This window comes from Kribbella sp. NPDC051137, assembly GCF_040682535.1.
Lineage (GTDB): Bacteria > Actinomycetota > Actinomycetes > Propionibacteriales > Kribbellaceae > Kribbella > Kribbella karoonensis.
The window spans coordinates 605,750-629,757 of sequence record NZ_JBFBBI010000001.1 but is presented as its reverse complement, the minus strand read 5'-3'; the positions used below and the strand labels follow the sequence as shown (position 1 = coordinate 629,757).

Here is a 24,008-nt window from a genome sequence, read left to right as displayed (position 1 = left end):
GTCACCCCCAGCAGTTCTGTGCGCCCCAGGCGGTGTCCTTGGACGCCAGACCCGCGACGGGCTTGTCGGTGATCAAGGTGGCGCCGGTGTCGATGAAGCCTGACGGCTTCTTACCCGACTGCGCGTAGTCGAAGACCGCGTTCACGCCGTCCTCGGCCATCTTCTTCGGGAACTGCATCACGGTGGCGACGAACTGTCCGTCCTTGACGTTCTGGACACCTTGGCATCCACCGTCGATCGCACCGACGAGCACCTTGTCCGTCAGCCCCTTCTCCTTGAGCGCCTGGTAGGCGCCGCGGGCGGCCGGTTCGTTGATGTTGTAGACCGCGTTGACCTGGCCGCCGACCCGCTGCAGGAGGTTCTCCATTGCCTGCTGTGCCTTGGTCTGGTCGCCCTGGGTCAGGGCGCTGCCGATGATGTCCGGGGTGTTCAGAGGCAATCCCATCCCCTCGAGGAAGCCGTTGTGCCGCTGCACGCCCACGGTGGCGCTCGGGTCCAGGTCCATCATCACGAGTTTCGGCGGAGTGCTGCCGAGCCGCGCCTTGACGTACTGACCGATCAGCTTGCCGGCCGTCTCGTTGTTCGTGGCGTACGTCGCCGTGACCGCATCGGCCGGGGACGTCGCGGTGTCCAGCGCGATCACGATGATGCCCTTGTCCTGTGCCTGCTTGATCGCTCCGAGGACACCGGCCGAGTTGCTCGGGGTGATCAGGATGCCCTTGACGCCTTGCTGGACGAGGTTCTCGATCGCGGTGACCTGTCCCTCGTTGTCACCGTCGAACTTGCCGGCCAGCGCGATCAGCTTGCCGCCCTTCGCTTCCGCGGCGGCCTTGGCGGATTCACGCAACTTGACGAAGTACGGGTTGGTGTCGGTCTTGGTCACCAGGCCGACCTTGACCTGCCCCGAGCCGCCTCCCGAACTGGACCCCGGTCCCGAGGTCTTGGTCGTCGTACAGGCGCTCAGCGCCAGCACGCCCGCACAAACGAGTGCGGCCGCGGCGGCGGTCGATCGCCGGAATCCGGTGCGCATCATCGGGGGACCTCCTGCTGTTCCTGATCAACTCCCCACGACCGGACGGTTGCGGGGTGCAGCACAACCTAGGACCGCTCAGATGAGCACGGAACAATTTGCGCAAAAGATTGCGTTGCAGTTTCGCCGTCAGCGACGATGCCCGCATGGCCGGCCCACGTCGCGGTGCGCGGCTGGTCGACGTGGCCAAGCTGGCCGAGGTGTCGATCAGCACCGTCTCCCATGTCCTGAACGGCACCCGGTACGTCGCGCCGGACACCCGGGAGCGTGTCCGGCATGCCCTGGAGGCACTGGACTACGCGCCGCCGGCGCCGGTCGTGGCGAAGAGTTCGGGGCGCGCGCTCGGGCTGGCGATCACCGGTGCGTCCAATCCGTACTTCGGCGATCTGATCGCCGGCGTGGAGTCCGAGGCGAGCAGGGCCGGCTTCGCGCTGCTGCTGTGCGACACCCACGACGACACGCAACTGGAGGCGAAAGCGGTGGCCACGCTGCTCGCACACAACGTCGAAGCGGTGATCATCGCGCCGACACCGGGGTGGCAGGAGACAACGTTGCCGGTGTTGCGCAAGCACGCGACGCCGTTCGTGCTGGTCGACCGGATGAGTGACGTCCGGGCCGATCAGGTCGGTACCGAGAACGAGTCGGTGTCCGCGGCGCTGGTCGACCACCTGCTGGAGATCGGCCACCGGCGAATCGGCATGCTGGCCGGGCTGGCGGGGCTGTCGACCAGCGACGAGCGATGCGCCGGCTACCGGCGGGCTTATCAGGCCGCCGGAATCCCCGTCGACGAGGCGTTGATCGTCGACGCACACTCGACCGTGTCCGGCGGGCGCGCCGGAGTGCTGTCGCTACTGCGCCTTCCGGATCCGCCGACCGCGATCTTCGGCGGCAACAACGCGATGACCATCGGAGCATTGCTCGCCTTGAAGGAGACGCGGCGGCGGATCCCGGACGACATCGCGCTCGTGACCTTCGACGACTTCGAATGGGCCAGCGCGATCTCGCCCGCCCTCACCGCCGCGTCGCAGCCGTTCCACGCGATGGGCTCCAGAGCGGTCCAGTTGCTGCTGCGCCGCCTCGCGGACCCGTTCGCGCCACGCCGTATCGAACGGCTCCCGGCCGAGATCGAGCATCGGGAGAGCTGCGGCTGCCGAGCAACCGAGGTCTTCAGATGACACCGCGGTACGACGAGGTAACCGCCCGGCTCCGGGCGATCGAGTTGGTGAAGGGCAGCCGGCGGTCGATCCTCGGCCTTGCCGGATCACCCGGCGCCGGCAAATCGACGTACGCCGAGACCCTGGTCGGGGACCTGGCGGCCGAAGGCCATCCGGTGGCCCTGGTACCGATGGACGGGTTCCACCTGGCACACGCGCAACTCGCCGTGCTCGGCCTGACAACGGTGAAGGGCGCGCCGCAGACCTTCGACATCGACGGATACCTCACTCTGCTCCGCCGGCTCCGGGCACCGTCCGGACGAACCGTGTGGGCACCGCGGTTCGATCGAGATCTCGACGAGCCGATCGCCGCCGGCATCCCGGTCAGCGACGAAACCCGCCTCGTGGTGACCGAAGGCAACTACCTGCTGCTCGATCAGGGGCCCTGGGCAACCGTTCGGGATCTTCTGGACGAGTGCTGGTTCCTCGGCCTGGATCCGGAACTCCGTCGAGAACGGCTGACCGCACGGCATGTCCGGCACGGCCGCGGCCCCGGCGAGGCGCGGGCCCGGACCACCGGCAGCGACGAGGCGAACGCCCGTCTCGTCGAGGCCACCCGGACCCGCGCCGACGCGGTTCTGGAACTCTCGTAGTGACCAGGCCGCGTCAGCCGGTGATCGTCGGCTTTCCGGTTTCGAGGTGGCCTGAGAGGCGGCGGCGGTACGTCGGGTCGTCGGGGGTGGTCACCTCGACGTCGTACCAGCCGTGGTCGGTCGGCCAGAACAGCGGACGGGACTGCTTGCCGCGCAGCTCGAGTGTCGTGGTCTTGCTGCCGTAGTTGGCGGCGTTCAACTTCACCGTCAGCTGTTTGCGGGACGTGTTGACCAGGTGGAGCTGGAGGGCGCCGGCACGGTTCTCGATCCGTACGTCGAGGCCCGCGGCCGCGCCCGCGGACGAGCCGGCCACCTCCACCCAGAACCGGTTGGGGCCTTGGACGGCGAGTTCGAACGGGCCGTCGACCGGGACCTCCACCAACGTCGGGGTACCGCCCGGGGTCTTGCCCGTCGCGGTGTGGTGGACGTCGAGGTGGGTCGGCGCCGGGAGCTCGCCGCCGTACGGGTAGACGGTGAAGTGCGCGGACTCGGCGGCATGGTTGCTGAGGGCAAGCATCAGCTTGCCGTCGGCCACCGATCCCGACACCGACGGCCCGTAAGGCAGCGCGCGGGCCGGCCGGCGGCCGGACTCCTGTACCGGGAGCGCCTGGTCGGCCGGCGGCGCCGGGTGCCAGCGGTCGATCGGTGCCGGCACCGGGCCGGGCTTGTCGACGGACGGCTGCCGGTAGCTGCGGTCGAAGTCGAACGCCGACGTCAGGTCACCGCAGGCGGTCCGCCGCCAGGTGCTGATGTTCGGCTCGCGGACACCTGTCCACTCCTCGAGGAACCGCAGTACGGACGTGTGGTCGAAGACCTGCGAGTTCACGTGCCCGCCGACGGTCCACGGCGACACCACGGTCATCGGGACCCGCGGGCCGAGACCGATCGGCTTGCCGCCGTACCAGTCGTCGCTGTCGCCGGAACCGGGTTGCGGCGCGACCGGCGGCGGTACGTGGTCGAAGTACCCGTCGTTCTCGTCGAAGTTGACGAGCAGCACGGTCTTCGACCAGGTCTCGGGGTCGGCGGCGATCGCGTCCAGGACGTCGTAGATCAGGTTCGCGCTGGCGACCGGGGTGGACGAGCCGGGGTGCTCGGAGTCGACCGACGACGGGACCAGCCAGCTCACCTGCGGCAGCGTGCCGGCCTTGATGTCCGCGCGCAGCCGCGGCACCAGCGACTCCGGCTCGGAGCGATACATCGCCTTGCGGAACAGCTTCTGGTCCGCGGCCGGCAACTTGTCGACCGCCGCCGTCAATTGCCGCAGCGCGACGGTCCGCTCAGCCTCGCTCTTCGCGAACAGCTTGTCGTAGAACTCCTCGGTCGTCCGGTACCCGCCGGGGACGTTCGCCAGGATCCGGTGCCCGACGTCCTTGAACGTCTTGAAGTACTCGACCGCGTTGTCGGTGAAGTTGTCCCACTCCTGGTAGATCTGCCAGGAGACGCCGGCCTTCTCCAGCCGTTCCGGGTACGTCGTCCACTCGTAGCCGGCGTGGTCGTAGTCGTACGCCGCGTTCGTGACCGCGCGCTCCGTCGTACCGGGTTCGTAGCCGACGGTGCCGGACCAGAGGTAGTTCCGGTTCGGGTTGGTGGAGCCGTTGACCGAGCAGTGGTAGGCGTCGCAGATCGTGAACGTCTCGGCGAGCTCGTACTGCAGCGGGATGTCCTGGCGCTCGTAGTGGGTCATCGTGGCGGCGGTCTTCGCCTGGATCCAGTCGTCGTTCCAGCCGCCGGCCCAGGCCTGGGTCGCGTCGCCGAATCCGTGTGCCAGCGCGCCGAGGTACTGGATGTCGTCCGGGCCGCGGCCCGCGTCGGCGGCGGCCTTGCGCAGCGAGAACGGGAGGACCTCGCCGCCACCGGACTTCGGCTGGTGGAAGATGCTCCTGCCGTTGCGGAGGCGGAGCGGCCGGTGGTCGCCGTACCCGCGGACGCCGCGCAGCGTGCCGAAGTAGTGGTCGAACGAGCGGTTCTCCTGCATCAGCACGATCACGTGCTCGATCGCGCGCAGCCCACCACGCCGGACAGGTTGCGCCATCGCGCTGTGCAGCGACGGCGGAAGCAGCGAGACCGCCGCCCCACCCGCCACCGAACCGAGCACCAGGCGCCGGGAGATTTCAGTCATGGTCCGGACCTTAAAGGCACCCTGTAGCCACCGCTAGACGCGAAGATGAACACTCCCCCGCCCCTCGCTCCGCTCGGGGCGGGGGGGTGGATAAGCGCCCGCCCCGGACCTCCGCTCGGCGCGGAGGTGGATGAACACCCTCCGCGAACCTTCGCTCGGCGCAGGCGCTGGACCCCACCCGCGACCCCGCGGTCGTGGTGCTCGGTTGGAGAGGGGGTGCTGTGGGGGTGGGGAGTTAGCTGCGGCGGGTGAGGGCTGCGGTGTGGAGTGACTGGAGTACGGCTTCGGTGGTGGGCCAGCTCAGGCAGGCGTCGGTGATCGACTGGCCGTAGGTGAGTTCGCGGGTGGGGTCGAGGTCCTGGCGGCCCTCCTGCAGGAACGACTCCAGCATCACGCCGACGATCGCGCGGTTCCCGGCCGCGACCTGGGCGCCGATCTCCGCGGCGACGACCGGCTGCCGCTGGTGGTCCTTGCGGCTGTTGCCGTGGCTCGCGTCGATGACCACCCGCTCGGGCAGCCCGCCCTTGCGGAGCAGTTCGACGGCGCCGGCGACCGACTCCGCGTCGTAGTTCGGGCCGCTGTCCGAGCCGCGCAGTACGAGATGGCAGTCGGGGTTACCGCGGGTGTGCAGGATCGCGGGCGCGCCGTCGTGGTCGATGCCGGTGAAGACGTGCGGTACGGCGGCCGCCTTGATCGCGTCGACCGCGGTGGCGATCGAGCCGTCCGGGCGGTTCTTCATCCCGATCGGCATCGACAGGCCGGACGACAGCTGCCGGTGCACCTGGCTCTCGACGGTCCGGGCGCCGATCGCGCCCCAGCCGACGGTGTCCGCGATGTACTGCGGGGTGATCGGGTCGAGGAACTCGCAGCCGACCGGGAGCCCGAGCTCCGTGACCTGGACGAGCAGCTTGCGGGCGATCCGCAGCCCGCGGTTCACGTCGCCGGAGCCGTCCAGGCCCGGGTCGTTGATCAGGCCCTTCCAGCCGAGCGTCGAGCGGGGCTTCTCGAAGTACACCCGCATCACGACCAGCAGGCCGTCGGACAGCCGCTCGGCGACCGGGGCGAGGCGTTCGGCGTACTCGAGGGCCGCGTCGGCGTCGTGCACCGAGCACGGACCGACCACGACCAGCAGGCGGTCGTCGGTGCCGTTCAGTACGTCGGTCACCGCCTGGCGTCCGGCGGCGACGGTACGGGCGAGCGCGTCACCGAGCGGGAACTCGTCGTGCAGCGCCTGCGGGGTGACCAACGGGACGGTCTTCTCGATCCGTCGGTCGACGACGCGGGTCTGCTCGCTCGGTTTCGGCAGGGTGTTCATGGTGGGGACCTTTCCGCCGGTCCGCTCGCGGTGCAGCGCAGTCAGCCGGCTGGAGATACGAGAAAAGGCAAGGACGGATGTCCTTGCCTTCGTGCCGGCTCTGGTGTCTGCGGTGGGCGTCAGCGATCGGCTGAGTCGCCCGGCACCAAGGCCGGCCACTCAAAAAATCGCCAATAGCTTCGCTTCACGGGAACGACAATAGCACCCATGAACATCCGTACCGCCCATCGAGACGAACTCCCGGTGCTGCAGACCCTCGAACTGGCCGCCGGCGTCCTGTTCCGCGAGATCGGGATGACCGACGTCGCAGACCACCCGCCGCCGGCGCTGGAGGTCTTCGAGCACGCCCGCGCCGCCGGGCAGCTGTGGGTGGCGGCCGACGACGCGGACCGGCCGGCCGGGTTCGTCCTCGTGGAGCTCGTCGACGACGGCGTACACATCGAGCAGGTCAGCGTGCATCCGGAGTACCAGGGCCGCCGGATCGGGCGGCAGCTGATCGAGTACGTCGACGCCTGGGCGGCCGGGCGGGGATACCCGGTGCTGACGCTGAGCACCTTCCGGAGCGTGCCGTGGAACGGGCCGTACTACGCGCGACTCGGGTTCGAGGAACTGCCCGAGTTGACGCCCGGGCTGGCCCGGATCCGGGCAGCCGAGACGGCGTTCGGGCTGGACCCCGCGGAGCGGATCTTCATGCTGCGGAAAGTTGCCGGGCAGTAACCACCGGCGTTCGGTTTCGTTGACTGCTGCAAGACGGGTCGAGACATTCGGGGAGTGCAGCAGGTGGTGAGGCCGCGGACCTTCGAGCTGGTTCGGTACCGGGATCCCAGTGGTGTGTCGGGGACGGGTGTGGTGGCGGAAGGGTGTGAGTTCACCGACGGATCGGTGGCCCTGCGCTGGCGCGGTGACAACCCGGCGACCGCCGTCTGGCCGAACGTCGAGTCCATCCTGGCCGTGCACGGTCACCAGGGCGCGACGGAGATCCGCTGGATCGACGCTCCCAGGCCGCCGGGCAACCTGTTCGAGGAGCTCCACCAGGTCCGGTCCGCCGGCACAGTCCCCGATCCGCTCACGCCGCCGCCCGGCCACCCTCGTGGATGGGCGGGGGCCCGACATCTGAGGTAGAACGTGGCCGTGACCCAGATCCACCATAGGCAGCGCCCATGCCCGTGACGCAGATCTACCTGGTCCGGCACGGTGAGCCGGACTACGCGCCGATCGACTCCCGCGGCTGGCCCGGTATGGCGGCCGACTCCGCCCCGCTCACCGCCGTCGGGATGAAGCAGGCCGAGGAGCTCGCGGACCTGCTCTCCGGCATCCGCGCGACGTACCTGGTCAGCTCGCCGTTCACCCGGGCACTGCAGAGCGCCGCGATCATCGGTCACCGGCTCGCGCTCGGCGTGAAGGTCGACCACGAACTGCGCGACTGGCTCCCGGACCACACCGGGCTCTGGCGCAGCGTCGCCGACGTCCGCGCGGCACAGGCCGAGCTCGAGGCGTACGACGGTGAGTGGCCGGAAGGGATCCCACGTCCCTGGGAGCCGCTGTCCCGGGTCCGCGAACGCGCCCTGGACGCCCTCGCCCGGCACACCGCCAGCACGGACGGACCGGTACTCGTAGTGACGCACGCGACCGTGATCCGGGCCCTCACCGGCGCCAAGGACACGGCGCACGGAGCGCACGAGTATTACCGCTACGAAGCCTGAAATCAGGCGTTGAAACGGCGCCTGGGCATCTGCACGTGCAGACGACTTTGCACCGATAAAGTGACCTATGTCACATCAGGTGAGGACGTGAACACGCTTTCCGCCTGAAAACCGCCGATCACGGGCCGCGACGGCACGCGACGGTAACGATGCGCCCGAACTTCGAGACGACAAGGGTTGAACTACGTAAGAGATGAGCATAGTTTTCACCGAGCGCCCGTCCGCGCTTACGGTGAGTCAAGGAGGTTGCCATGTCGAGAGGGATGCCTCGCCTGCCCCGCCCGCTCATGGATCTGTGGGACTGGCAGTCGCAAGCTGCTTGCCGGGACGTCAACCCGGAGCTCTTCTTCTCACCCGAATCGGAGCGTGGCGTTCGCAAACGCGCTCGCGAGATGGTGGCCAAGTCGCTGTGCGGCACGTGCCCGGTCCAGCCCGAGTGCCGGCAGCACGCGCTGTCGGTCGGTGAGCCGTACGGCGTCTGGGGCGGAACCACGGAGTCCGAGCGCGACAACACCGTCCTGCCCGAGCACCGGAAGTCCGCGTAGCTGCTCCTTCGCCGGCACCGTAAGGCCTGTGAAATCAGGCCTTACCGTCGTCTGCGTCGGTGTCCGGGTCGGAGTCCTTGGACTGCTCCTCGGGCTCCGGCGGCCGCACGGTCGTCCGCGGGTCCCGGTAGCGGTCCAGCGACTTGAGGAAGTCCGGATCGTCGTCGGGCGCTGTCGGCCGCGCGGGCGACGGCGACGCGGGCCGTCGTACGGCGGCCTCCGGACGGCTGACCTGCGTGCGGGACATCAGCAGCCAGACGATCGGCCCGGCGAACGGGACGAACACGATCAGGATGATCCACACCAGCTTCGGCAGGTGCGGCACGTCCTCGTCGGGCGTCTGGATGCAGGAGAACAGCGCGTACACGGTCAGTACCAGGCTGATCAGGAACGGCAGGAATCGGACCACGGTCCAACAGTACGGCCCGTGGTGCCTCAGCGTGCGGAGGCGGTGAGTCCTCGTGCGCGCAACACGCTGTTCTCCAGGGGGCGGAAGACGAGTAGTTCGATGCCTACGCCGACTGTGAAGATCAGCACGATGCCGGCGAACACCGTCGAGATGTCGGACAGCGACATGCCGTTGTGCAGGAACTGGCCGAGGCCCTCGCCGAGTTCCGGCGAGGTCGCGATCAGTTCGGCCGCCATCAGCGACCGCCACGAGAACGCCCAGCCCTGCTTGAGGCCGCCGAGGAACCCGGGCAGCGCGGCCGGCAGCAGGATGTACCGGATGCCGCCGAGCCGGCCGGCACCGAGCGCCTTACCGACCCGCGGCAGGATCGGCGGCACCTGGTCGAGCCCGGACACCAGCCCGTTCGCGATCGACGGCACCGCGCCGAGCAGGACGACCCAGTAGATCGCCCGGTCGTTCAGCCCGAACCACAGGATCGCGGCCGGTACCCACGCCACCGACGGCAGGCTCTGCAATCCGGACACGAGCGGCCCGATCCCCCGCCGTACGACGTTGACGTTGGCGATCGCCAGACCCAGCGGAACCGCGATCAGCAGCGAGATCGCGAAGCCGATCACGGCCCGGTGCACCGAGACCCAGAACAGGTCGAGGATCTGTCCGCTCGTCACCAGTTGCCAGATCTGGGCCCACACGGCGGACGGCGCGGGCAGCTTGAACTCGGGCCAGAACGCCGCCGCCCACAACGCCTGCCAGATCGCCACCAGAACGACGATCGCGCCGATCGGCGGCAGCACCCGCGCCATGATCCGCCGCAGCCGTGATCCCTCGGCGGCGTGCACGGGAGTGTCGAGGGCATCGAGTCCGGCCTCGACCGTGTCCTCCTCGCGCAGCTCAAGCGGCGGCATGGCTGCTGATCACCTTTCGCAGCGCGGTGTTGATCTCGTCGACGGTCTCGGGCGTGTCCTCCACGTTCCATTCCCGGACCACGCGCCCGGGACGCGACGACAGCAGTACGACGCGTTGCCCGAGCCGCACGGCCTCGCGGACGTCGTGCGTGACGAACAGGATCGCCGTACCGGTGGCGCGCCAGATGCGGAGGAGTTCACCCTGCAGGACGTCCCGCGTGATCGCGTCCAGCGCGGAGAACGGCTCGTCCATCAACAGCAACGACGGCTTCCCGGCATCAGCACTGTCGGTCGTGGACGCCAGCGCACGGGCCAGTGCCACTCGTTGCCTCATGCCACCGGACAGCTCGTGCGGACGCTTCTCGCCGAGGCCTGCCAGCCGGACCAGTTCGAGCAGCTCGGCGGCCTTCGCGCGCCGTTGCGCCTTCGGTACGCCGGCCATCCGCAGCGGAAGCTCGACGTTGCCGGCCGCCGTCAGCCACGGCATCAGCGCCGCCTCCTGGAACACGACGGCCGGTCGCGACGAGTTCAGCTCGATCGTCCCGGCCGTCGGCCGATCGAGGCCGGCGACCAGGTTCAAGAGCGTGGACTTGCCGCACCCGGACGCGCCGAGCAGGCAGACGAACTCACCGCTGCGTACCTCGAGGTCGACGCCGTCCAGCGCGACCACCGTCGTACGGCCGGTGCCGAACGCCTTGCCCACTTGGTGAAACCGCACCGGGCTCAGCTGGTCCGGCGGCGCGTCCACGATCGCGGTCATGGGGTCTCCTCTACTTCGCGTCGAGACCGGCGGCGTCGACGGACGGCTTGCCTGCTTTGGCGAGTACTTCGTTCAGCGGGCCGAGGTCCGCGAAACCGGCCACGTTCGGCGCCTGCTTGGCGATGCCCGCGGTGACCTGGTCCTTGGCCAGCTGCGGGAAGGTGCTCGCGATCGGGTCCGCGGTGATCTGGATGTGCTCGAACGCGCGGTCGATGACGGCCGGCTTCAGCGCCTTGCCGGTCGCCTCCTTCAGCTGCTCGTTCACCACGGTCTTCGCGTCGGCGGGGTTCGTCGTACTGAGGTCGATCGCGGCGACCAGCCCGGTGAGCAGGGCCTTCACGGTGTCCGGGTGCTCCCGCAGGAACTGCGTACGGACGATCAGCACGGTCGTCGGGAACTTCCCGTCCGGCCACAGTGACGCCTCGTCGAGCAGCACCTTCGCGCCCGCGTCCAGGACGAGCCGCGACGACCACGGCTCGGGCAGCCAGGCCGCGTCCACGTCGCCCTTCTTGAAGGCGTCGAGGGTCTGCGCGTTCTCCAGGTTGGTGACCTTCACCTTGCCGGTCAGGTTCTGCTGGGCGAGCCACTTCTTCAGCGACACGTCCTGGGTGTTGCCCAGCTGCGGCGTCACGACGGTTTTGCCGACCAGGTCGGCGGGCTTGGTGATCGACGGCTTCACCACGAGCTGCGCGCCGCCGGACGTCGTACCGGCGATCAGGCGGACCGCCTCGCCGTTCGACTTCGCGTACGCGTTGATCGCGGGGCCGGAGCCGATGAACGACGCGTCCAGCGAACCGCCGAGCAGCGCGCCGACAGCCTCCGGGCCGGCGTTGAACTTGGTCGGCACCAGCTTCGTGCTGCCGAGCTCCTTGGTGAACAGGCCCTTGCCGAGGCCGACGAGCGCGGCCGCATGGGTGACGTTCGGGAAGTAGCCGAGCCGCAGCTCGGTCGCGGGGCCCTTGTCGCTCGACGCGGCCTGGGTGTCGTCGCTGCCACCTGCACGGGAGCAGCCGGCAGCGGCGAGCGTGAGAGCGAGGGTGGCAGCGAGCAGGCGGAACGGACGGATGATGCTCACAGGAAGACCTTTGTCTGGAAGGAAACTCAGGGAACGAGCTCGAGCTCGCGGCTCTCGTCGGGGACGGTGCGACGGGCCGAGGTGCGGACTCCGTACGTCACGATGGCGGCCCAGCCGACAACGAGAGCGATGTAGACGGCGAGCCGCGGGCCGGCGGTGACGTCGAGGCCGTGCAGGAGGGTGCGGGCGTTGGTGAGGATCAGCACCAGGCCGACGCCGACACCGAGCCAGCGGGTGGCGAGCCGCGACACCAGCCAGGCGGCCAGCGGTGCCGCGACGACACCTCCGACCAGCAGCGCGGCGACGATGCCGAACGGCAGGTGCTCCTTGCCGAGCCCGAACAGGAACCCGATGCTGGCGGCGATCGAGACCAGGAACTCGGCCGCGTTCACCGACCCGACCGCGCGCCGTGGCGCGAGCTTTCCGCTGGTCAGCAGCGCGGAGTTCGCGACCGGGCCCCAGCCGCCACCGCCGGTCGCGTCGATGAAGCCCGCCACCAGACCGAGCGGGCCGAGGAACTTCCCAGCTAGCCTGCCCTCGACCACGGCGCGGACTTTCCCGGTGCCGAACCGGACCAGGATGTAGACGCCGAGCAGGAGCAACAGACCGGCCACCCACACCGAGGCCGACTCGGTCGACAGGCTGGACAGGAACGTCGCACCGGCGAAGGCCCCGACGGCGCCGGGTGCACCGATCAGCGCGACCACGCGCCAGTCGACGTTCCCGAACCGCCAGTGCGACAGGCCGGAGGCGAGCGTCGTCCCGACCTCGGCCAGGTGCACCGAGGCGGACGCGACGGCCGGGGTGATCCCGGTGAGCAGCAGGGCGGTACTGGCGGTGACGCCGTACGCCATGCCGAGGGTGCCGTCGACGAGCTGGGCGACCGAGCCGAGCAACGCAATCAGGATCAGACGACGCATGGGTGTACTCCTGCGGGTCGGGAAGGAGACGGACGGACGGTGCTACACCGTCGGCCGACAACCCGAGGAGTTCACGCGCAGCAGATCCACGTGCCGGCGCCGCGTGAGCGCGTCGCCGGGTGCGTTCGTGATGATCTGCATAGGTCTATGAAAGCGGACAAAGTCGAGCAACCTGCTCTGGTTTCGCGATGTGAGACGAGAAATCGAATGCCGGATCTGGTCACAAGGGTTGTACCGCGAGGAGAGCGCTCATACGGTCGTCACCGTGCTGACTCCCCGCTCCCTCAAGACCGAGTACGCCGTTCAGCCGCTGGGCGTGGACGTACCGCGCCCGCGCTTCAGCTGGGTCGCCGACGCGCCCGGGCACGGCGCGACGCAGACGGCGTACCAGGTGCTGGTCGCGTCCGCGCCGGAACTGCTGACGCCGGAGCGGGCCGACCTGTGGGACTCGGGCAAGGTCGAGTCCGCGCGGACCTTCGGGATCGAGTACGACGGCCCGGCCGCCGCGCGGACGCGGTACCACTGGACCGTCCGGCTGGACGAGGGTGAGTGGGCCGAGCCGACCTGGTTCGAGACCGGGCTGCTCGACGAGGGGTTCGGGACCGCGCAGTGGATCGGCGGCGCGACCGACAGTGCGCCGCTGCTGCGGCGCGGGTTCGCGGTCGACGGGAAGGTCCGGCGGGCGCGGTTGTACGCGAGCGGCCTCGGGTACGCGGACCTACGACTGAACGGGCACGCGGTGAGCGACGCCGTGCTCGATCCGGGCTTCACGGCGTACGACCACACGGTTCTGTACGTGACCCACGACGTGACCGCGCTGCTGCAGGCGGGCGACAACGTCGTCGGGGCCGAGCTCGGCCGCGGATTCTTCGGCCTGACGTCGGTGAACGTCTGGCGCTGGCACGACACCCCGTGGACGGCCGACCCGCGGCTGATCGCGCGGCTCGTGGTCGAGTACGACGACGGGCGCGTGACCGAGGTGGTCACCGACGAGGCGTGGCGGATCACCGGCGGGCCGACGCTGTCGGACTCGCTGTACACCGGCGAGACGTACGACGCCCGCCGTGCGCTGCCCGGCTGGGACGCGCCCGGGTTCGACGACTCGTCCTGGTCCGCGGCAGCGATCGTCGAGGCACCGAAGGGCAAGCTGACCGCGCAGGCGCACGAGCCGATCCGAGTGATCGACACGGTCGACCCCGTCGAGGTCACCGAGGTCCGGCCCGGCGTGTGGATCGCCGACTTCGGCCGGACCGTCGCCGGCTGGACGAAGCTGGAGGTGGCCGCGGAGGCCGGTACGACGATCACGCTGACGCACGGTGAGACGGTTGCCGACGGCAACGTGGCGGCCTGGAACGTGCACGTCGACGGCGACCGGATCCAGCGCGACGAGTACGTCGCGGCCGGCACCGGCGTCGAGACCTGGGAGTCGCGGTTCTCCTACAAGGGCTTCCGGTACGTGCAGCTCGAGGGCGCGCCGGCGCGGTTGCAGATGCGGGTGGTGAACTCCGACGTCCCGTCCGCGACCAGCTTCACGTCGTCGCAGGCGCCGTACGAGCAGTTCGAGCACGCGATGCGGCGGACGATCCTCAGCAACCTGCACGGGATCCCGACGGACACGCCATACTTCGAGAAGAACGGCTGGACCGGCGACGCGCAGGTCGGTACGCCGACGATGCTCGCGACGCTCGACCTGGCCCGCTTCTTCACCAAGTGGCTCGGCGACATCCGCGACAGCCAGGCGGATTCCGGACAGCTGCCGGTGATCGTGCCGACCAGCGGGTGGGGCTTCACCGACCTCTCCCCCGCGACCGAGTGGCCGACGGTGTACCCGTTCCTGCTCCGCGAGATGTACCGCTGGTACGGCGACGAGCGGCTGCTGCGCGAGCACTGGGACTCGCTCACCCGGTACCTCGCGTGGGAGCTGGACCGGGTCGAGGACGGGCTGTCGGTGAGCGTGCTCGGAGACTGGCTGCCGCCCGGTTTCGGCAGCGGCCCGGCGCCGGAGGACCGGCGGCTGACGGGTACGGCGTATCTCCACCGGGCGTGCGTGGTGGCCGCCGAGATCGGTGAGGTGATTGGGCAGCCCAACGACTACCGGAAGGCCGCGGCGGAGCTCGCCGACGGGCTGAACCGGGCCTTCCTGGACCGGGACGCCGGACGGTACCGGTCTGCCGACGACCCGGACTACCGGCAGACGTCGAACGCGGTACCGCTGGCGTTCGGGATCGTTCCGGAGGATCTGGCCGATCGCGTGGCAGCCGGACTGGCGGCGGACGTCGAGGCGCGCGGGTTCCACCTCAACACCGGTTGCCTGGGCGTCGGCGTACTGCTGCCGGTGCTGACGAAGTACGGCTACGGCGACGTGGCGACCAAGGTCGCGCTGCAACGGAGCTACCCGAGCTGGGGGTACTGGTTCGACCTCGGCGCGGACACCATGTGGGAGAAGTGGGAGGACGACTCACGGTCGCGCAACCACTACTTCCAGGGCACGGTCGTGCAGTGGATCTTCGAGAACGTCGCCGGGCTGCGGGTGGTCGACGCGGGCTGCGAGCGGATCGTCGTACGGCCGGACGCACGCGACGAGGTGGATTCGGCGAGCATCCGTACCGAGACGATCCGCGGGCGGGTGGCAGTCTCGTGGCAGCGGACGGGGCACGTGCTCTCGCTCGACGTCCAGGTCCCGGTCGGTACGACGGCCGAGGTGCACGTCCCGTCGGCGCGGGCGGCGGACGTGGAGGCGGTTCCGCGGTCGTTCGCGGGACCGCCGACGGACGCCGACGGGTACACGGTCTACACGGTCGGTGCCGGGCAGTGGTCCTTCACGAGCCGGTCCGCTTCGTGAACAGAAGGTCGCGCACGTCGCGGCCTTCCGCCTGGGCGCGGGACTCGAACTTGGTCACCGGGCGCCATTCGGGCCGCGGCGCCCAGCCGTCGTAGGAGTTGCGCAGCGACGGCTCGGCTTCGCAGATCTCCAGCATCCGGGCGGCGTAGTCCGCCCAGTCCGTTGCCAGGTGCAACGTCCCGCCGGGCTGCAGGCGGGACGCGGCCAGCGCGACGAACGACGGCGTGACCAGCCGGCGCTTGTGGTGCCGCTTCTTCGGCCACGGGTCCGGGAAGTAGATCCGGACGCCGGCCAGCGCGCCGGGGGCGACGTGGTCGTGCAGGAAGTCGAGCGCGTCGCCCTGCAGCAGGCGGACGTTGTCGAGGTCGTACTTCTCCACCCAGAGCATCAACTGCCCGAGGCCGGCCGGATAGACCTCCGCGGCCAGGTGATTGACCTCCGGGGCGGCGACCGCGAGCTGCGCCGTCGCCTCACCCATCCCGGAACCGATCTCCAGCACCGTCGGCGCCTCCCGGCCGAACCAGTCGGCCAGGTCGAGTACGCCGGGCGGCAGATCCTCCTGGGTGCGGCCCAGCTCCGGCCAGTGCGATCCCCAGACGCGCTGCTGCCCGGCCGTCATCCGCACACTGCGGCGGACGGTGCTGAACACACCCGTCTGCCTGACCTGATCCGTTGCTCCCACCAGGTGGATTCTATTAGAACTGCAACGTGCGGCCGGTCTCCAGGTAGGTCTTCAGGTTGGCCAGGATCGGGCCCCAGCCGTTCCGCCAGCCCTCGACGGTGTCGTCGGCGATCTCGTCGTGCACGACCTGGAGCTTCACGACGGTCTCGTTGCGCGGCTCGATCGTGAACGTGACCCGACCCGGGACCTGCTCGCCGGTGACCTCGTTCTTGAACGTGTACGCGAGCGTCTTCGGCTCGTCGTACACCAGGACCTCGCCGGAGTCGGTGAGGCTGTCGTCGGCGCTGTCGTAGAACCGGACCGGTGAGCCGACGGTCCAGTCGGACTCGATCCGGCGGCCGAACCAGTAGAGCTGGGTGAACGCCCCCGAGGTGAGGGCCTCCCACAACTTCTCAGGGGTGGTCTCGATGTAGGTCACGTGGATCATCGCGGGTTTGCTCACGGCTTCTCCTCCAAGGCTGCTTTCAGTGCGCTGAGGGCGCGGAGCTTGTCGCGCTCGTAGTTGCTCAGCCACCGTTCGGCGATCTCGTTGATCGGTACCGGGTTCAGGTAATGGAGCTTGTGCCGGCCGCGCTTGACCGTGACCACGAGGTTCGCGTCCTCGAGGATCCGCAGGTGCTTGGTGACACCCTGCCGGGTCAGGTCCGGCAGCAGCGCGCACAGCTCCTGCAGGCTCTGCCCGTTCTGCTCCCGGAGCGCGTCCAGCAACCGCCGCCGCCCCTCGTCGGCCAACGCCTTGAACACCAGCTCCACAACCCGACGATAGGCAACCAAAAAGTTGCCTGTCAAGCTGCCCTCTCAGTCGTCCCAGAAGAGGTGGGCCACGGTGTTGTGGGCGCGGCGGGTGGTGCGGAGGTAGTCGTCGGCGAAGCGGCCGGACTCGCCGGGCGGATAGCCGCAGATCCGGGCCACGGCGGACAGGTCGCGGGGGTCCTGCGGGATGGAATCTCCGGGGCGGGCGCGGACCAGCATGATCGCGTTCCGGATCCGGCTCGCCAGCTCCCACGCGGCGCTCAGGGTGTCCGCCTCGGACGGGTCGACCAGGTGCGCTTCCACGGCGGCCCGGAGCGCGCCGAGCGTCCGGGTCGTGCGAAGGCTGGGCACGCGATGCGCCTCGCGGAGCTGCAGGAGCTGGACGGTCCACTCGATGTCGGCCAGTCCGCCGCGGCCGAGCTTGGTGTGGGTCGCCGGGTCGGCGCCGCGCGGGAGGCGTTCGGCGTCGACGCGCGCCTTGATCCGGCGGATCTCCATCACGTCGCGCTCGCCGATCCCGTTCTCCGGGTAGCGCAGCGGGTCGATCAGGTCACGGAACGACTGGCACAGATCGGCGTCACCGCACAACGGATCGGCCCGGAGCAACGCCTGTGCCTCCCACACGGCCGACCAGCGGGCGTAGTACGAGGCGTACGACGCGAGCGTCCGGACCAGCGGACCCTGCCGGCCCTCCGGGCGGAGGTCCGCGTCGATCGCGACCGCCGGATCGGCACCGGGCAGCGCGAGCATCCGGCGCAGCTCGGTCGCCGCCTGGGTGGCGAAATCGGTGGCCTGCTTCTCGTCCGCGCCCGGCAGCGGGTCGTGCACGAACATCACATCGGCGTCGCTGCCGTACCCGAGCTCGTGCCCGCCGAACCGCCCCATCGCGACGATCGCCATCCGCGTCGGCTCGGGCTCCCCCGAAGGAACCAGACGCTGCGCGACGGCCTTGCGCGCGACCTCGAGCGCGGTCGTCAGCGTGCCGACCGCGATGTTGGTCAGCGACTGCCCCACCGCCTCCACGTCGAGCTCGCCGGACAGGTCGGCGGCCGCGATCCGGAACAACTCACGCCGGCGTACGGCGCGAATCGCCGCGACCGCCGCCTCCGGTGCGTCCTGCCGGCGGGCGGCGGCGGACATCTCGGTCAGCAGCCCCTCCAGGGTGCGGGGGGTCAGCTCGCGGTCGTCGGCGAGCATCGCGGTCGCCTCCGGCGCGCGTTGCAGCAGGTCGACGGCGTACCGGCCGCTCGCCAGCAGGTGCGCGAGGCGCTCGGCGGACGCGCCTTCGTCACGGAGCTGGCGCAGGTACCACGGAGTGGAGCCGAGCGCGTCCGAGATCGTCCGGAACGCCAGCAGTCCGGCGTCCGGGTCGGGCGACTCGGCGAACCAGCCGAGCATCGCGGGCAGCAACGCCTTCTGGATCGACGAGCGCCGCGACACCCCCTCGGACAGGGCCTCGATGTGCCGCAGCGCCGACGCGGGATCGACGTACCCGAGGGCTGTCAGGCGCTGCTTCGCCGCCTCCGGCGTCAGCCGTACTTCGTCCCCCGGGATGCGCGCGACCGCGGCGAGCAGCGGGCGGTAGAACAGCTTCTCGTGCAGGCGGCGCACCTCGAGCGCGTGCTTCTTCCACGCCGCCGTGAGGTCGGTGACCGGGTTCTTCGTGAAGCCCAGCGAACGCCCGAGCCGGCGCAGATCGGCCTCGTCGTCGGGGACCTGGTGAGTACGGCGGAGCCGGTACAGCTGGATGCGGTGCTCCATCGACCGGAGGAAGCGGTACGCGTCCGCGAGGACCGCGCCGTCCGTGCGGCCGACGTACCCGCTCTTGGTCAGGGCCTCCAGCGCGACCAGCGTCGTACCGCTGCGGACCGACTCGTCGCTGCGGCCGTGCACGAGCTGCAGGAGCTGTACGGCGAACTCGACGTCGCGCAGCCCGCCCGGGCCGAGCTTCAGCTGACGGTCGACGTCCGCGGCCGGGATGTGGTCGATGACGCGCCGGCGCATCGCCTGAACGTCGTCGACGAAGCCTTCCCGGTCCGCGGCGGCCCAGGCGAGGCCGCCGACCTTCGCGAGGTACTCGCGGCCGAGCGCCGCGTCACCGGCGACCGGGCGGGCCTTGAGGAGTGCCTGGAACTCCCACGTCTTCGCCCAGCGCTGGTAGTACGCGAGATGGCTCTCGAGGGTGCGGACGAGCGGGCCGGACTTGCCTTCCGGGCGGAGCGCGGCGTCGACCGGCCAGAGCGTGCCCTCGCCGGTGTGCGCCGAGCAGATCCGCATCGCGGCCGCGGCCAACTGGGTGGCGGTCTTCAACGCGGGCGCCTCCGGGTCGCCCTCCAGCGGCTCGGCGACGAACAGTACGTCGACATCGCTGACGTAGTTGAGCTCCCGGCCGCCGCACTTGCCCATGGCAATGATCGCGAGGCGGCAGTCGGCGGCGCCGGGGTGCGCGGCGAAGTACTCGTTCCGGGCGATGTGCAGCGCGGTCTCCAGCGCGCCGCCGGCGAGGTCCGCGAGGACGGCGGCGACCTCGTCGACGAGCAGGCCCTCGGCGAGGTCGCGGGCGGCGAGCCGGAGCAGCAGCCGCCGGTACTCGACCCGGAGCGCGTCGATCGGGCTGTCCGCGCCGATCGCGGTGGCGAGCCGGGTCGCGACGTCGTCCATCGTCGGCCGGGCCCCGGCCAGTGCCGGGTCGGCGAGGTCGTACCAGTGCCGCGGGTGCAGGCTGAGGTGCCGGCCGAGCGCCTCGCTGGCGCCGAGCACGTAGACCAGCCGGCGGCGGAAGTCGGCGTCCATCTCGAGGGTGCGCGCGAACGCGGCGATGTCGTGCCCGTGCCGGTGCAGCGCCTCGGTCATCGTGCAGAGCCCGAACAACGCGAGGTCCGGGTCGGCGGACTCCGACAGCGTCGTGATCAGCTGCTCGGTCGCCAGCGGGCTGTGTGAGTCGAGGGCGTCCAGGTTCTCCAGCATGCCGGCCGCCCGCTGCGGATCCTCGAACCCGAGCCGGACCAGCCGTCCCTCCCACGACCCTCTCCGACCCTCAGCCACCCTCGCAGGCTACCCAACCGCACGGCCCGCCGAACCGGCGGCCGCGGAAAGTCTCAACTGGATTGCGGGGAATACACGGTGTCGTGTAGCGGATTCGCTGAGTAGTCGGCATGATGGCTGTCCATGGTCATGATGACGGGGTCGCTCGCCGTGCGCGGCACGGTGGTGTGGTTGACACCCCAGCAGGGCGGACGCGTGTCCGGGCCGCCGGAACCGGACTACGACTACGACTACACCGCGACAGCGTACCTGCCGCCGCGGACCGCGGAGGACGGCCAGGCCGGCATCGCGCTGCGGAGGTTCGCACCCGGTGCCTGGCGGACGCCGGCCGAAGGGATTCTCGTTCCCGGCAAGGGAAACCGCGCCCAGCAGGTGATTCCCGGCTGCATCGTGGTGATCACCGAAGGCGTGCGCCCGGTCGGGCTGCTCACCGTCGAGGAGGTCAGCGCGCTGGCAGACGACGGTACGCCGGTGGTCGCCACCGTCCCCGACTACCCGGAGGTCTCCGCAGACGTCCCGGCGCCCGCGGAGCCGCCGTACCGGCACTCCACCGCGGCCGCGCGCTGGACCTCGAAGCACGGTTCGGACCTGCAGCTGACTGAGTGATTCTGCTCATGCGCCGATCGGCCGCGGACCGGACGATCGGTGCATGACGAAACGCATCCAGCCCCAGCAGACCGCAGCGTTCTACGCCCAGGCAGTCGCCTCGTTCGGCATCTCGCTGACCGCGATGGCGATCGGCCTGGTCTACCTCCCGGCCGCGCCGTGGGTGCGCGCCTTCCTCACCCTCGGACTGCTGTACGTCGTCACCTCGACGGTCGTGCTCTGCAAGGTGGTCCGCGACCGCCAGGAGGTTTCCGAGGTCAGCAGCCGCGTCGACCAGGCACGCCTCGACAAGCTCCTCACCGAACACGACCCCTTCCGGGTCGACAGCTGACTACAGGACCGGAAGGAGCTTGTTCAGTTCGAACGGGGTGACCTGGCGGCGGTAGTCCAGCCACTCGGCGCGCTTGTTGCGGAGGAAGAAGTCGAAGACGTGCTCGCCGAGGGTCTCGGCGACGAGCTCGCTGTCCTCCATCGCGCTGATCGCCTCCGCCAGGCTGCCCGGCAGCGGCTTGATCCCGAGGGCCTTGCGCTCGCGGGCGGTGAGGGACCAGATGTCCTCCTCGATCTCCGCGGGCAGCTCGTACCCCTCCTCGATGCCCTTCAGGCCGGCGGCCAGCATCAGCGCGAACGCGAGGTACGGGTTCGCCGCCGAGTCCAGCGAGCGGAACTCGACCCGCGACGACTGCCCCTTGTGCGGCTTGTACATCGGCACCCGGACCAGCGCGGACCGGTTGTTGTGTCCCCAGGACACGAACGACGGCGCCTCGTCGCCGACCGCGAGCCGCTTGTACGAGTTCACCCACTGGTTGGTGACCGCGGTGATCTCGCCCGCGTGGTGCAGCAGCCCGGCGATGAACGCCCGCCCGGTCTTCGACAGCTGGTACTGCGCGCCGCCCTCGAAGAACGCGTTCCGGTCACCCTCGAACAGCGACATGTGGGTGTGCATCCCGGAGCCCGGCTGGTCGGACAGCGGCTTCGGCATGAACGACGCGTAGATGCCCTGCGACAGCGCGACCTCCTTCACCACGACGCGGAACGTCATGATGTTGTCGGCGGTCGACAGCGCGTCGGCGTACCGCAGGTCGATCTCCTGCTGGCCCGGGCCGCCCTCGTGGTGGCTGAACTCGACCGAGATGCCCATCGACTCCAGCATCGTGATCGCCTCGCGGCGGAAGTCGTTGCCGATCCCCTGCGGCGTGTGGTCGAAGTACCCGGACGAGTCCACCGGCTCCGGCGTCGTACCGGGCGCGCCGACCAGCGACTTGAACAGGTAGAACTCGATCTCCGGGTGCGTGTAGAACGTGAACCCGAGGTCGGCGGCCTTCGACAGCGTCCGCTTCAGCACGTGCCGCGGGTCGGCGAACGACGCGGACCCGTCCGGCATGTTGATGTCGCAGAACATCCGCGCGGTGCCCATGGTCTCGCCGCGCCAGGGCAGGATCTGGAACGTCGACGGGTCCGGCTTGGCCAGCATGTCCGCCTCGGTCACCCGGGCGAACCCCTCGATCGCCGAGCCGTCGAACCCGAGCCCCTCGGCGAACGCGCTCTCCAGCTCGGCCGGCGCCACCGCGACCGACTTCAGGAACCCGAGCACGTCGGTGAACCAGAGCCGCACGAAGCGTACGTCGCGCTCCTCCAGCGCGCGCAGCACGAACTCCTGCTGCTTGTCCATCAGTCCACCTCTCACCAGCCTGTCGCAAGGTCTCTCACAGTGTGCCCCGCGCTTGTTAAGCAGACGTTACGTGCCGTCAAGGACAGTGCGCCGATCAGGGCCTAGCGTGTCTGCGTGCAGACGATTTTCCGGGCCGCCCTGATCGTGGCGGGCATCCTCTGCCTCAGCGACCTCATCGTCAGCACAGCGCGGTTCGTGCAGTCGCTGCGCCGGAAGCGGCCCGCCGAGCGGGACGTCCTCGGCCGCCGCTGGCTGCCGGTCCCGGAGCTCGGGTTCGGCATGGTCGCGTTCTGCTGCCCGGGCCTGGTGACGCTCGGGCTCACCCATCACGACGCGACCGCCCTGCCGACCCGGCAGATCCTGCTCGCCGCCCTGGTCTTCGGGTACGCCGGTGCCGTGCTGTCCCGGGTCGTCCGCACCCCGGGCCCCGGCGGGCGCCGGTTCAAGCTACGCGCCGGCCTGCTGCTCGGCCTGCCGGCCCTGTTCGGGCTGGTCTTCGGCCTCTCGGGCGTCGCGGTCTGACCGGCGCGCCCGGTACCACGGGACGATCCGCTCCAACGGCGCGAACGCCAGCCAGCAGACCACCGTGGGCAGGAAGTGGATCAGCAGGATCGCGGTGTTCGCCGCGTGGAACCCGAGGAAGAACAGCGCCCCGAACAGCTGCCACCGCCCCTTCAGCCAGAGGATCACCGGCGAGCAGAACTCCGCGACGATGCCGACCCACTGCATCACGTGCAGCATCCACGGATAGTGCAGCAGCCACTCCCCGACCGGATGCGGCCGGCGCACGATCGCCCACGTCAGTACGGCACTCCCGGGCCAGGTCAGCGCCCACCCCGCACTGCGCAGTTTCGCGATCGCGGACAGGAAGTACGTCGCGATCACACAGAGCTGGATGCACCGCACGACCCAGCCGGCCGCCTCCGACCGCGTCTGATCGCCGTACGACGCCCTGCCGACCGTCGGCAGCACCCACAACGCGATCACCAGCGCGAGGTGGTCGTGGTCGACCTTGCCGTCGCTCATCCCGATCAGCACCCACCAGGTGAACGCGGGCGCGACGATCCAGCCGGCGATCCGCGGGAACCGGTTCGTGGCCGCGATCAGGCAGGCGACGATCAGGACGACGTACAGCGCGGTGGTGTTGGCGACCGAGGGTTTCGGGAGGTCGAGCAACCGGGCCAGCAGCAACGGCTGGTACAGCCCGGGGTGCTCGCCCTTGTCGCGGGTGTCCCGGACGAACGCGTGCATGTCGAGGATCACGAACAGGTACAGGACGGTCCGCAGCCAGGCGATCCGCGCGACCGCGATCGCAGGGGTGAAGAAGCTCATCGGCGCACCTCCCACGTGGCCAGCACCTGTGAGGCCGGCGGTCCGTCGACGCGGCCGTTCACCAGTTGGGTCGTGTCGCGGATCAGCTGGAGCTTGACGTACTTCGGCTTGTCCGGATGCTTGCGTGCCCACCCGTCGGCCACCTGCTGGAGCAGCGCCGGATTCTTCTCGATCTCCCCGGCGCGGGCCTCGATCTCGGCGCGGGCCACGCCGGCGCCCTCGATGTTCAGCGGTACGTCGACCGTCGTACCGGCGTCCGTGACCGCGCTGATCCGGGTGTAGTCGATCTTGGCGTCGTCCGGGACCGACATCGCGTACTGCGACATCGGGCCGAACGGCCAGGCGTCGTCGCTGGCCCGCACCGATCCGTTGATCAGCAGTGCGATCCCGGCCACCGCGACCAGCACCCGCAGTCCCTTGCCGACCCGCCCCAGTCGCACCTGTTCACCGTCTGTCACGCCCGCCATTACACCATTCCGGTTTGGACC

Annotated in this window: 25 protein-coding genes; 10 read left to right on the top strand and 15 right to left on the bottom strand. The window is 69.9% G+C overall.

All coding sequences use genetic code 11. The features are described from left to right. Nucleotide 1: 1 nt before the first annotated feature. The gene (locus tag AB0M51_RS03025; protein ID WP_344198055.1) at nucleotides 2–1,033 is read right to left on the bottom strand and encodes a substrate-binding domain-containing protein; all 1,032 of its coding nucleotides are present in this window, start codon (nucleotides 1,031–1,033) and stop codon (nucleotides 2–4) included. 143 nt (nucleotides 1,034–1,176) lie between these two features. On the opposite strand from AB0M51_RS03025, the gene AB0M51_RS03020 reads away from it, so the two are divergent. Further along, a complete protein-coding gene (locus tag AB0M51_RS03020; protein ID WP_344198053.1) occupies nucleotides 1,177–2,205 on the top strand; it encodes a LacI family DNA-binding transcriptional regulator in 1,029 nt (342 codons plus the stop codon). After that, entirely contained in the window at nucleotides 2,202–2,837 is a 636-nt protein-coding gene (locus AB0M51_RS03015) for a nucleoside/nucleotide kinase family protein (protein ID WP_363747842.1), read from the top strand. The genes AB0M51_RS03020 and AB0M51_RS03015 overlap by 4 nt, the downstream gene beginning before the upstream one ends. A 13-nt stretch (nucleotides 2,838–2,850) precedes the next feature. On the opposite strand, the gene AB0M51_RS03010 is transcribed toward AB0M51_RS03015, so the two are convergent. Both AB0M51_RS03010 and AB0M51_RS03005 read right to left on the bottom strand, forming a co-directional pair. After that, nucleotides 2,851–4,956, bottom strand: coding sequence for a phosphocholine-specific phospholipase C (locus AB0M51_RS03010; protein WP_363747840.1), 2,106 nt, complete (start codon nucleotides 4,954–4,956; stop codon nucleotides 2,851–2,853). A gap of 235 nt (nucleotides 4,957–5,191) precedes the next feature. Then, complete coding sequence (locus AB0M51_RS03005; RefSeq protein ID WP_363747838.1) at nucleotides 5,192–6,271, bottom strand: 3-deoxy-7-phosphoheptulonate synthase; 1,080 nt, start codon at nucleotides 6,269–6,271, stop codon at nucleotides 5,192–5,194. Between the two features lie 207 nt (nucleotides 6,272–6,478). Between AB0M51_RS03005 and AB0M51_RS03000 the strand changes: the two genes are divergently transcribed. From AB0M51_RS03000 to AB0M51_RS02985, 4 genes are all read left to right on the top strand, one after another. Continuing rightward, nucleotides 6,479–6,988, top strand: a complete 510-nt coding sequence (locus AB0M51_RS03000) for a GNAT family N-acetyltransferase (protein WP_344198041.1) — start codon at nucleotides 6,479–6,481, stop codon at nucleotides 6,986–6,988. 54 nt (nucleotides 6,989–7,042) lie between these two features. Continuing rightward, complete coding sequence (locus tag AB0M51_RS02995) at nucleotides 7,043–7,393, top strand: hypothetical protein (protein ID WP_344198039.1); 351 nt, start codon at nucleotides 7,043–7,045, stop codon at nucleotides 7,391–7,393. A 38-nt stretch (nucleotides 7,394–7,431) separates the two neighbouring features. Beyond that, entirely contained in the window at nucleotides 7,432–7,974 is a 543-nt protein-coding gene (locus tag AB0M51_RS02990) for a histidine phosphatase family protein (protein ID WP_344198037.1), read from the top strand. Between the two features lie 251 nt (nucleotides 7,975–8,225). Continuing rightward, nucleotides 8,226–8,519: a WhiB family transcriptional regulator gene (locus AB0M51_RS02985; RefSeq protein WP_134097793.1), complete on the top strand. Its 294-nt coding sequence runs from the start codon at nucleotides 8,226–8,228 to the stop codon at nucleotides 8,517–8,519. A gap of 34 nt (nucleotides 8,520–8,553) precedes the next feature. Here AB0M51_RS02985 and AB0M51_RS02980 read toward each other — a convergent pair whose 3' ends face one another. Genes AB0M51_RS02980 through AB0M51_RS02960 form a run of 5 tightly spaced genes read right to left on the bottom strand, consistent with a single transcriptional unit; the run spans nucleotide 8,554 to nucleotide 12,588 of the window. Beyond that, entirely contained in the window at nucleotides 8,554–8,928 is a 375-nt protein-coding gene (locus AB0M51_RS02980; protein ID WP_344198032.1) for a PLD nuclease N-terminal domain-containing protein, read from the bottom strand. A 26-nt stretch (nucleotides 8,929–8,954) separates the two neighbouring features. Next, nucleotides 8,955–9,833, bottom strand: coding sequence for an ABC transporter permease (locus tag AB0M51_RS02975; RefSeq protein ID WP_344198030.1), 879 nt, complete (start codon nucleotides 9,831–9,833; stop codon nucleotides 8,955–8,957). Continuing rightward, entirely contained in the window at nucleotides 9,820–10,593 is a 774-nt protein-coding gene (locus AB0M51_RS02970; protein ID WP_344198028.1) for an ABC transporter ATP-binding protein, read from the bottom strand. Before AB0M51_RS02970 ends, AB0M51_RS02975 begins: the two co-directional genes overlap by 14 nt. 10 nt (nucleotides 10,594–10,603) lie before the next feature. Then, a complete protein-coding gene (locus AB0M51_RS02965; protein ID WP_344198026.1) occupies nucleotides 10,604–11,668 on the bottom strand; it encodes an ABC transporter substrate-binding protein in 1,065 nt (354 codons plus the stop codon). A gap of 26 nt (nucleotides 11,669–11,694) precedes the next feature. After that, a complete protein-coding gene (locus AB0M51_RS02960) occupies nucleotides 11,695–12,588 on the bottom strand; it encodes a sulfite exporter TauE/SafE family protein (protein ID WP_344198024.1) in 894 nt (297 codons plus the stop codon). Between the two features lie 265 nt (nucleotides 12,589–12,853). Between AB0M51_RS02960 and AB0M51_RS02955 the strand changes: the two genes are divergently transcribed. Next, the gene (locus tag AB0M51_RS02955; protein ID WP_363747834.1) at nucleotides 12,854–15,430 is read left to right on the top strand and encodes a family 78 glycoside hydrolase catalytic domain; all 2,577 of its coding nucleotides are present in this window, start codon (nucleotides 12,854–12,856) and stop codon (nucleotides 15,428–15,430) included. On the opposite strand, the gene trmB is transcribed toward AB0M51_RS02955, so the two are convergent. The 4 genes from trmB to AB0M51_RS02935 are packed head-to-tail and all read right to left on the bottom strand — an operon-like array spanning nucleotide 15,408 to nucleotide 19,832. Further along, nucleotides 15,408–16,112, bottom strand: coding sequence for a tRNA (guanosine(46)-N7)-methyltransferase TrmB (gene trmB / locus AB0M51_RS02950; protein ID WP_344198020.1), 705 nt, complete (start codon nucleotides 16,110–16,112; stop codon nucleotides 15,408–15,410). The genes AB0M51_RS02955 and trmB overlap by 23 nt on opposite strands. 13 nt (nucleotides 16,113–16,125) lie before the next feature. Beyond that, on the bottom strand, nucleotides 16,126–16,554 hold the full coding sequence (locus AB0M51_RS02945; protein WP_344198018.1) for an SRPBCC domain-containing protein: 429 nt from the start codon (nucleotides 16,552–16,554) through the stop codon (nucleotides 16,126–16,128). Beyond that, on the bottom strand, nucleotides 16,551–16,865 hold the full coding sequence (locus AB0M51_RS02940) for a helix-turn-helix domain-containing protein (RefSeq protein ID WP_344198016.1): 315 nt from the start codon (nucleotides 16,863–16,865) through the stop codon (nucleotides 16,551–16,553). Before AB0M51_RS02940 ends, AB0M51_RS02945 begins: the two co-directional genes overlap by 4 nt. Before the next feature lie 45 nt (nucleotides 16,866–16,910). Further along, nucleotides 16,911–19,832, bottom strand: a complete 2,922-nt coding sequence (locus AB0M51_RS02935; RefSeq protein WP_344198169.1) for a bifunctional [glutamine synthetase] adenylyltransferase/[glutamine synthetase]-adenylyl-L-tyrosine phosphorylase — start codon at nucleotides 19,830–19,832, stop codon at nucleotides 16,911–16,913. A gap of 201 nt (nucleotides 19,833–20,033) precedes the next feature. Here AB0M51_RS02935 and AB0M51_RS02930 point away from each other — a divergent pair, with 201 nt between their 5' ends. After that, nucleotides 20,034–20,516, top strand: coding sequence for a hypothetical protein (locus AB0M51_RS02930; RefSeq protein ID WP_344198015.1), 483 nt, complete (start codon nucleotides 20,034–20,036; stop codon nucleotides 20,514–20,516). A 43-nt stretch (nucleotides 20,517–20,559) separates the two neighbouring features. Next, nucleotides 20,560–20,847 (top strand): YiaA/YiaB family inner membrane protein, encoded by a 288-nt coding sequence (locus AB0M51_RS02925; protein ID WP_344198014.1) that lies wholly within the window; start codon nucleotides 20,560–20,562, stop codon nucleotides 20,845–20,847. Here AB0M51_RS02925 and glnA read toward each other — a convergent pair whose 3' ends face one another. Continuing rightward, entirely contained in the window at nucleotides 20,848–22,188 is a 1,341-nt protein-coding gene (gene glnA, locus AB0M51_RS02920) for a type I glutamate--ammonia ligase (RefSeq protein ID WP_344198012.1), read from the bottom strand. Nucleotides 22,189–22,302: 114 nt separating this feature from the next. Here glnA and AB0M51_RS02915 point away from each other — a divergent pair, with 114 nt between their 5' ends. After that, nucleotides 22,303–22,710, top strand: coding sequence for a hypothetical protein (locus AB0M51_RS02915; RefSeq protein ID WP_344198010.1), 408 nt, complete (start codon nucleotides 22,303–22,305; stop codon nucleotides 22,708–22,710). On the opposite strand, the gene AB0M51_RS02910 is transcribed toward AB0M51_RS02915, so the two are convergent. Both AB0M51_RS02910 and AB0M51_RS02905 read right to left on the bottom strand, forming a co-directional pair. Next, nucleotides 22,636–23,520 (bottom strand): HTTM domain-containing protein, encoded by an 885-nt coding sequence (locus AB0M51_RS02910; protein WP_363747829.1) that lies wholly within the window; start codon nucleotides 23,518–23,520, stop codon nucleotides 22,636–22,638. The two genes, AB0M51_RS02915 and AB0M51_RS02910, sit on opposite strands and share 75 nt — an antisense overlap. Next, entirely contained in the window at nucleotides 23,517–23,987 is a 471-nt protein-coding gene (locus AB0M51_RS02905; RefSeq protein ID WP_363747827.1) for a hypothetical protein, read from the bottom strand. The genes AB0M51_RS02910 and AB0M51_RS02905 overlap by 4 nt, the downstream gene beginning before the upstream one ends. Nucleotides 23,988–24,008: the final 21 nt, after the last annotated feature.

What these genes read in the sequence shown, in the direction of transcription:
- AB0M51_RS03025 (WP_344198055.1), bottom strand. Translation starts at nt 1,033, where the DNA reads ATGATGCGCACCGGATTCCGGCGATCGACCGCCGCCGCGGCCGCACTC.
- AB0M51_RS03020 (WP_344198053.1), top strand. Translation starts at nt 1,177, where the DNA reads ATGGCCGGCCCACGTCGCGGTGCGCGGCTGGTCGACGTGGCCAAGCTG.
- AB0M51_RS03015 (WP_363747842.1), top strand. Translation starts at nt 2,202, where the DNA reads ATGACACCGCGGTACGACGAGGTAACCGCCCGGCTCCGGGCGATCGAG.
- AB0M51_RS03010 (WP_363747840.1), bottom strand. Translation starts at nt 4,956, where the DNA reads ATGACTGAAATCTCCCGGCGCCTGGTGCTCGGTTCGGTGGCGGGTGGG.
- AB0M51_RS03005 (WP_363747838.1), bottom strand. Translation starts at nt 6,271, where the DNA reads ATGAACACCCTGCCGAAACCGAGCGAGCAGACCCGCGTCGTCGACCGA.
- AB0M51_RS03000 (WP_344198041.1), top strand. Translation starts at nt 6,479, where the DNA reads ATGAACATCCGTACCGCCCATCGAGACGAACTCCCGGTGCTGCAGACC.
- AB0M51_RS02990 (WP_344198037.1), top strand. Translation starts at nt 7,432, where the DNA reads ATGCCCGTGACGCAGATCTACCTGGTCCGGCACGGTGAGCCGGACTAC.
- AB0M51_RS02985 (WP_134097793.1), top strand. Translation starts at nt 8,226, where the DNA reads ATGTCGAGAGGGATGCCTCGCCTGCCCCGCCCGCTCATGGATCTGTGG.
- AB0M51_RS02975 (WP_344198030.1), bottom strand. Translation starts at nt 9,833, where the DNA reads ATGCCGCCGCTTGAGCTGCGCGAGGAGGACACGGTCGAGGCCGGACTC.
- AB0M51_RS02970 (WP_344198028.1), bottom strand. Translation starts at nt 10,593, where the DNA reads ATGACCGCGATCGTGGACGCGCCGCCGGACCAGCTGAGCCCGGTGCGG.
- AB0M51_RS02960 (WP_344198024.1), bottom strand. Translation starts at nt 12,588, where the DNA reads ATGCGTCGTCTGATCCTGATTGCGTTGCTCGGCTCGGTCGCCCAGCTC.
- AB0M51_RS02935 (WP_344198169.1), bottom strand. Translation starts at nt 19,832, where the DNA reads ATGCTGGAGAACCTGGACGCCCTCGACTCACACAGCCCGCTGGCGACC.
- AB0M51_RS02930 (WP_344198015.1), top strand. Translation starts at nt 20,034, where the DNA reads ATGGTCATGATGACGGGGTCGCTCGCCGTGCGCGGCACGGTGGTGTGG.
- AB0M51_RS02925 (WP_344198014.1), top strand. Translation starts at nt 20,560, where the DNA reads ATGACGAAACGCATCCAGCCCCAGCAGACCGCAGCGTTCTACGCCCAG.
- glnA (WP_344198012.1), bottom strand. Translation starts at nt 22,188, where the DNA reads ATGGACAAGCAGCAGGAGTTCGTGCTGCGCGCGCTGGAGGAGCGCGAC.
- AB0M51_RS02910 (WP_363747829.1), bottom strand. Translation starts at nt 23,520, where the DNA reads ATGAGCTTCTTCACCCCTGCGATCGCGGTCGCGCGGATCGCCTGGCTG.
- AB0M51_RS02905 (WP_363747827.1), bottom strand. Translation starts at nt 23,987, where the DNA reads ATGGCGGGCGTGACAGACGGTGAACAGGTGCGACTGGGGCGGGTCGGC.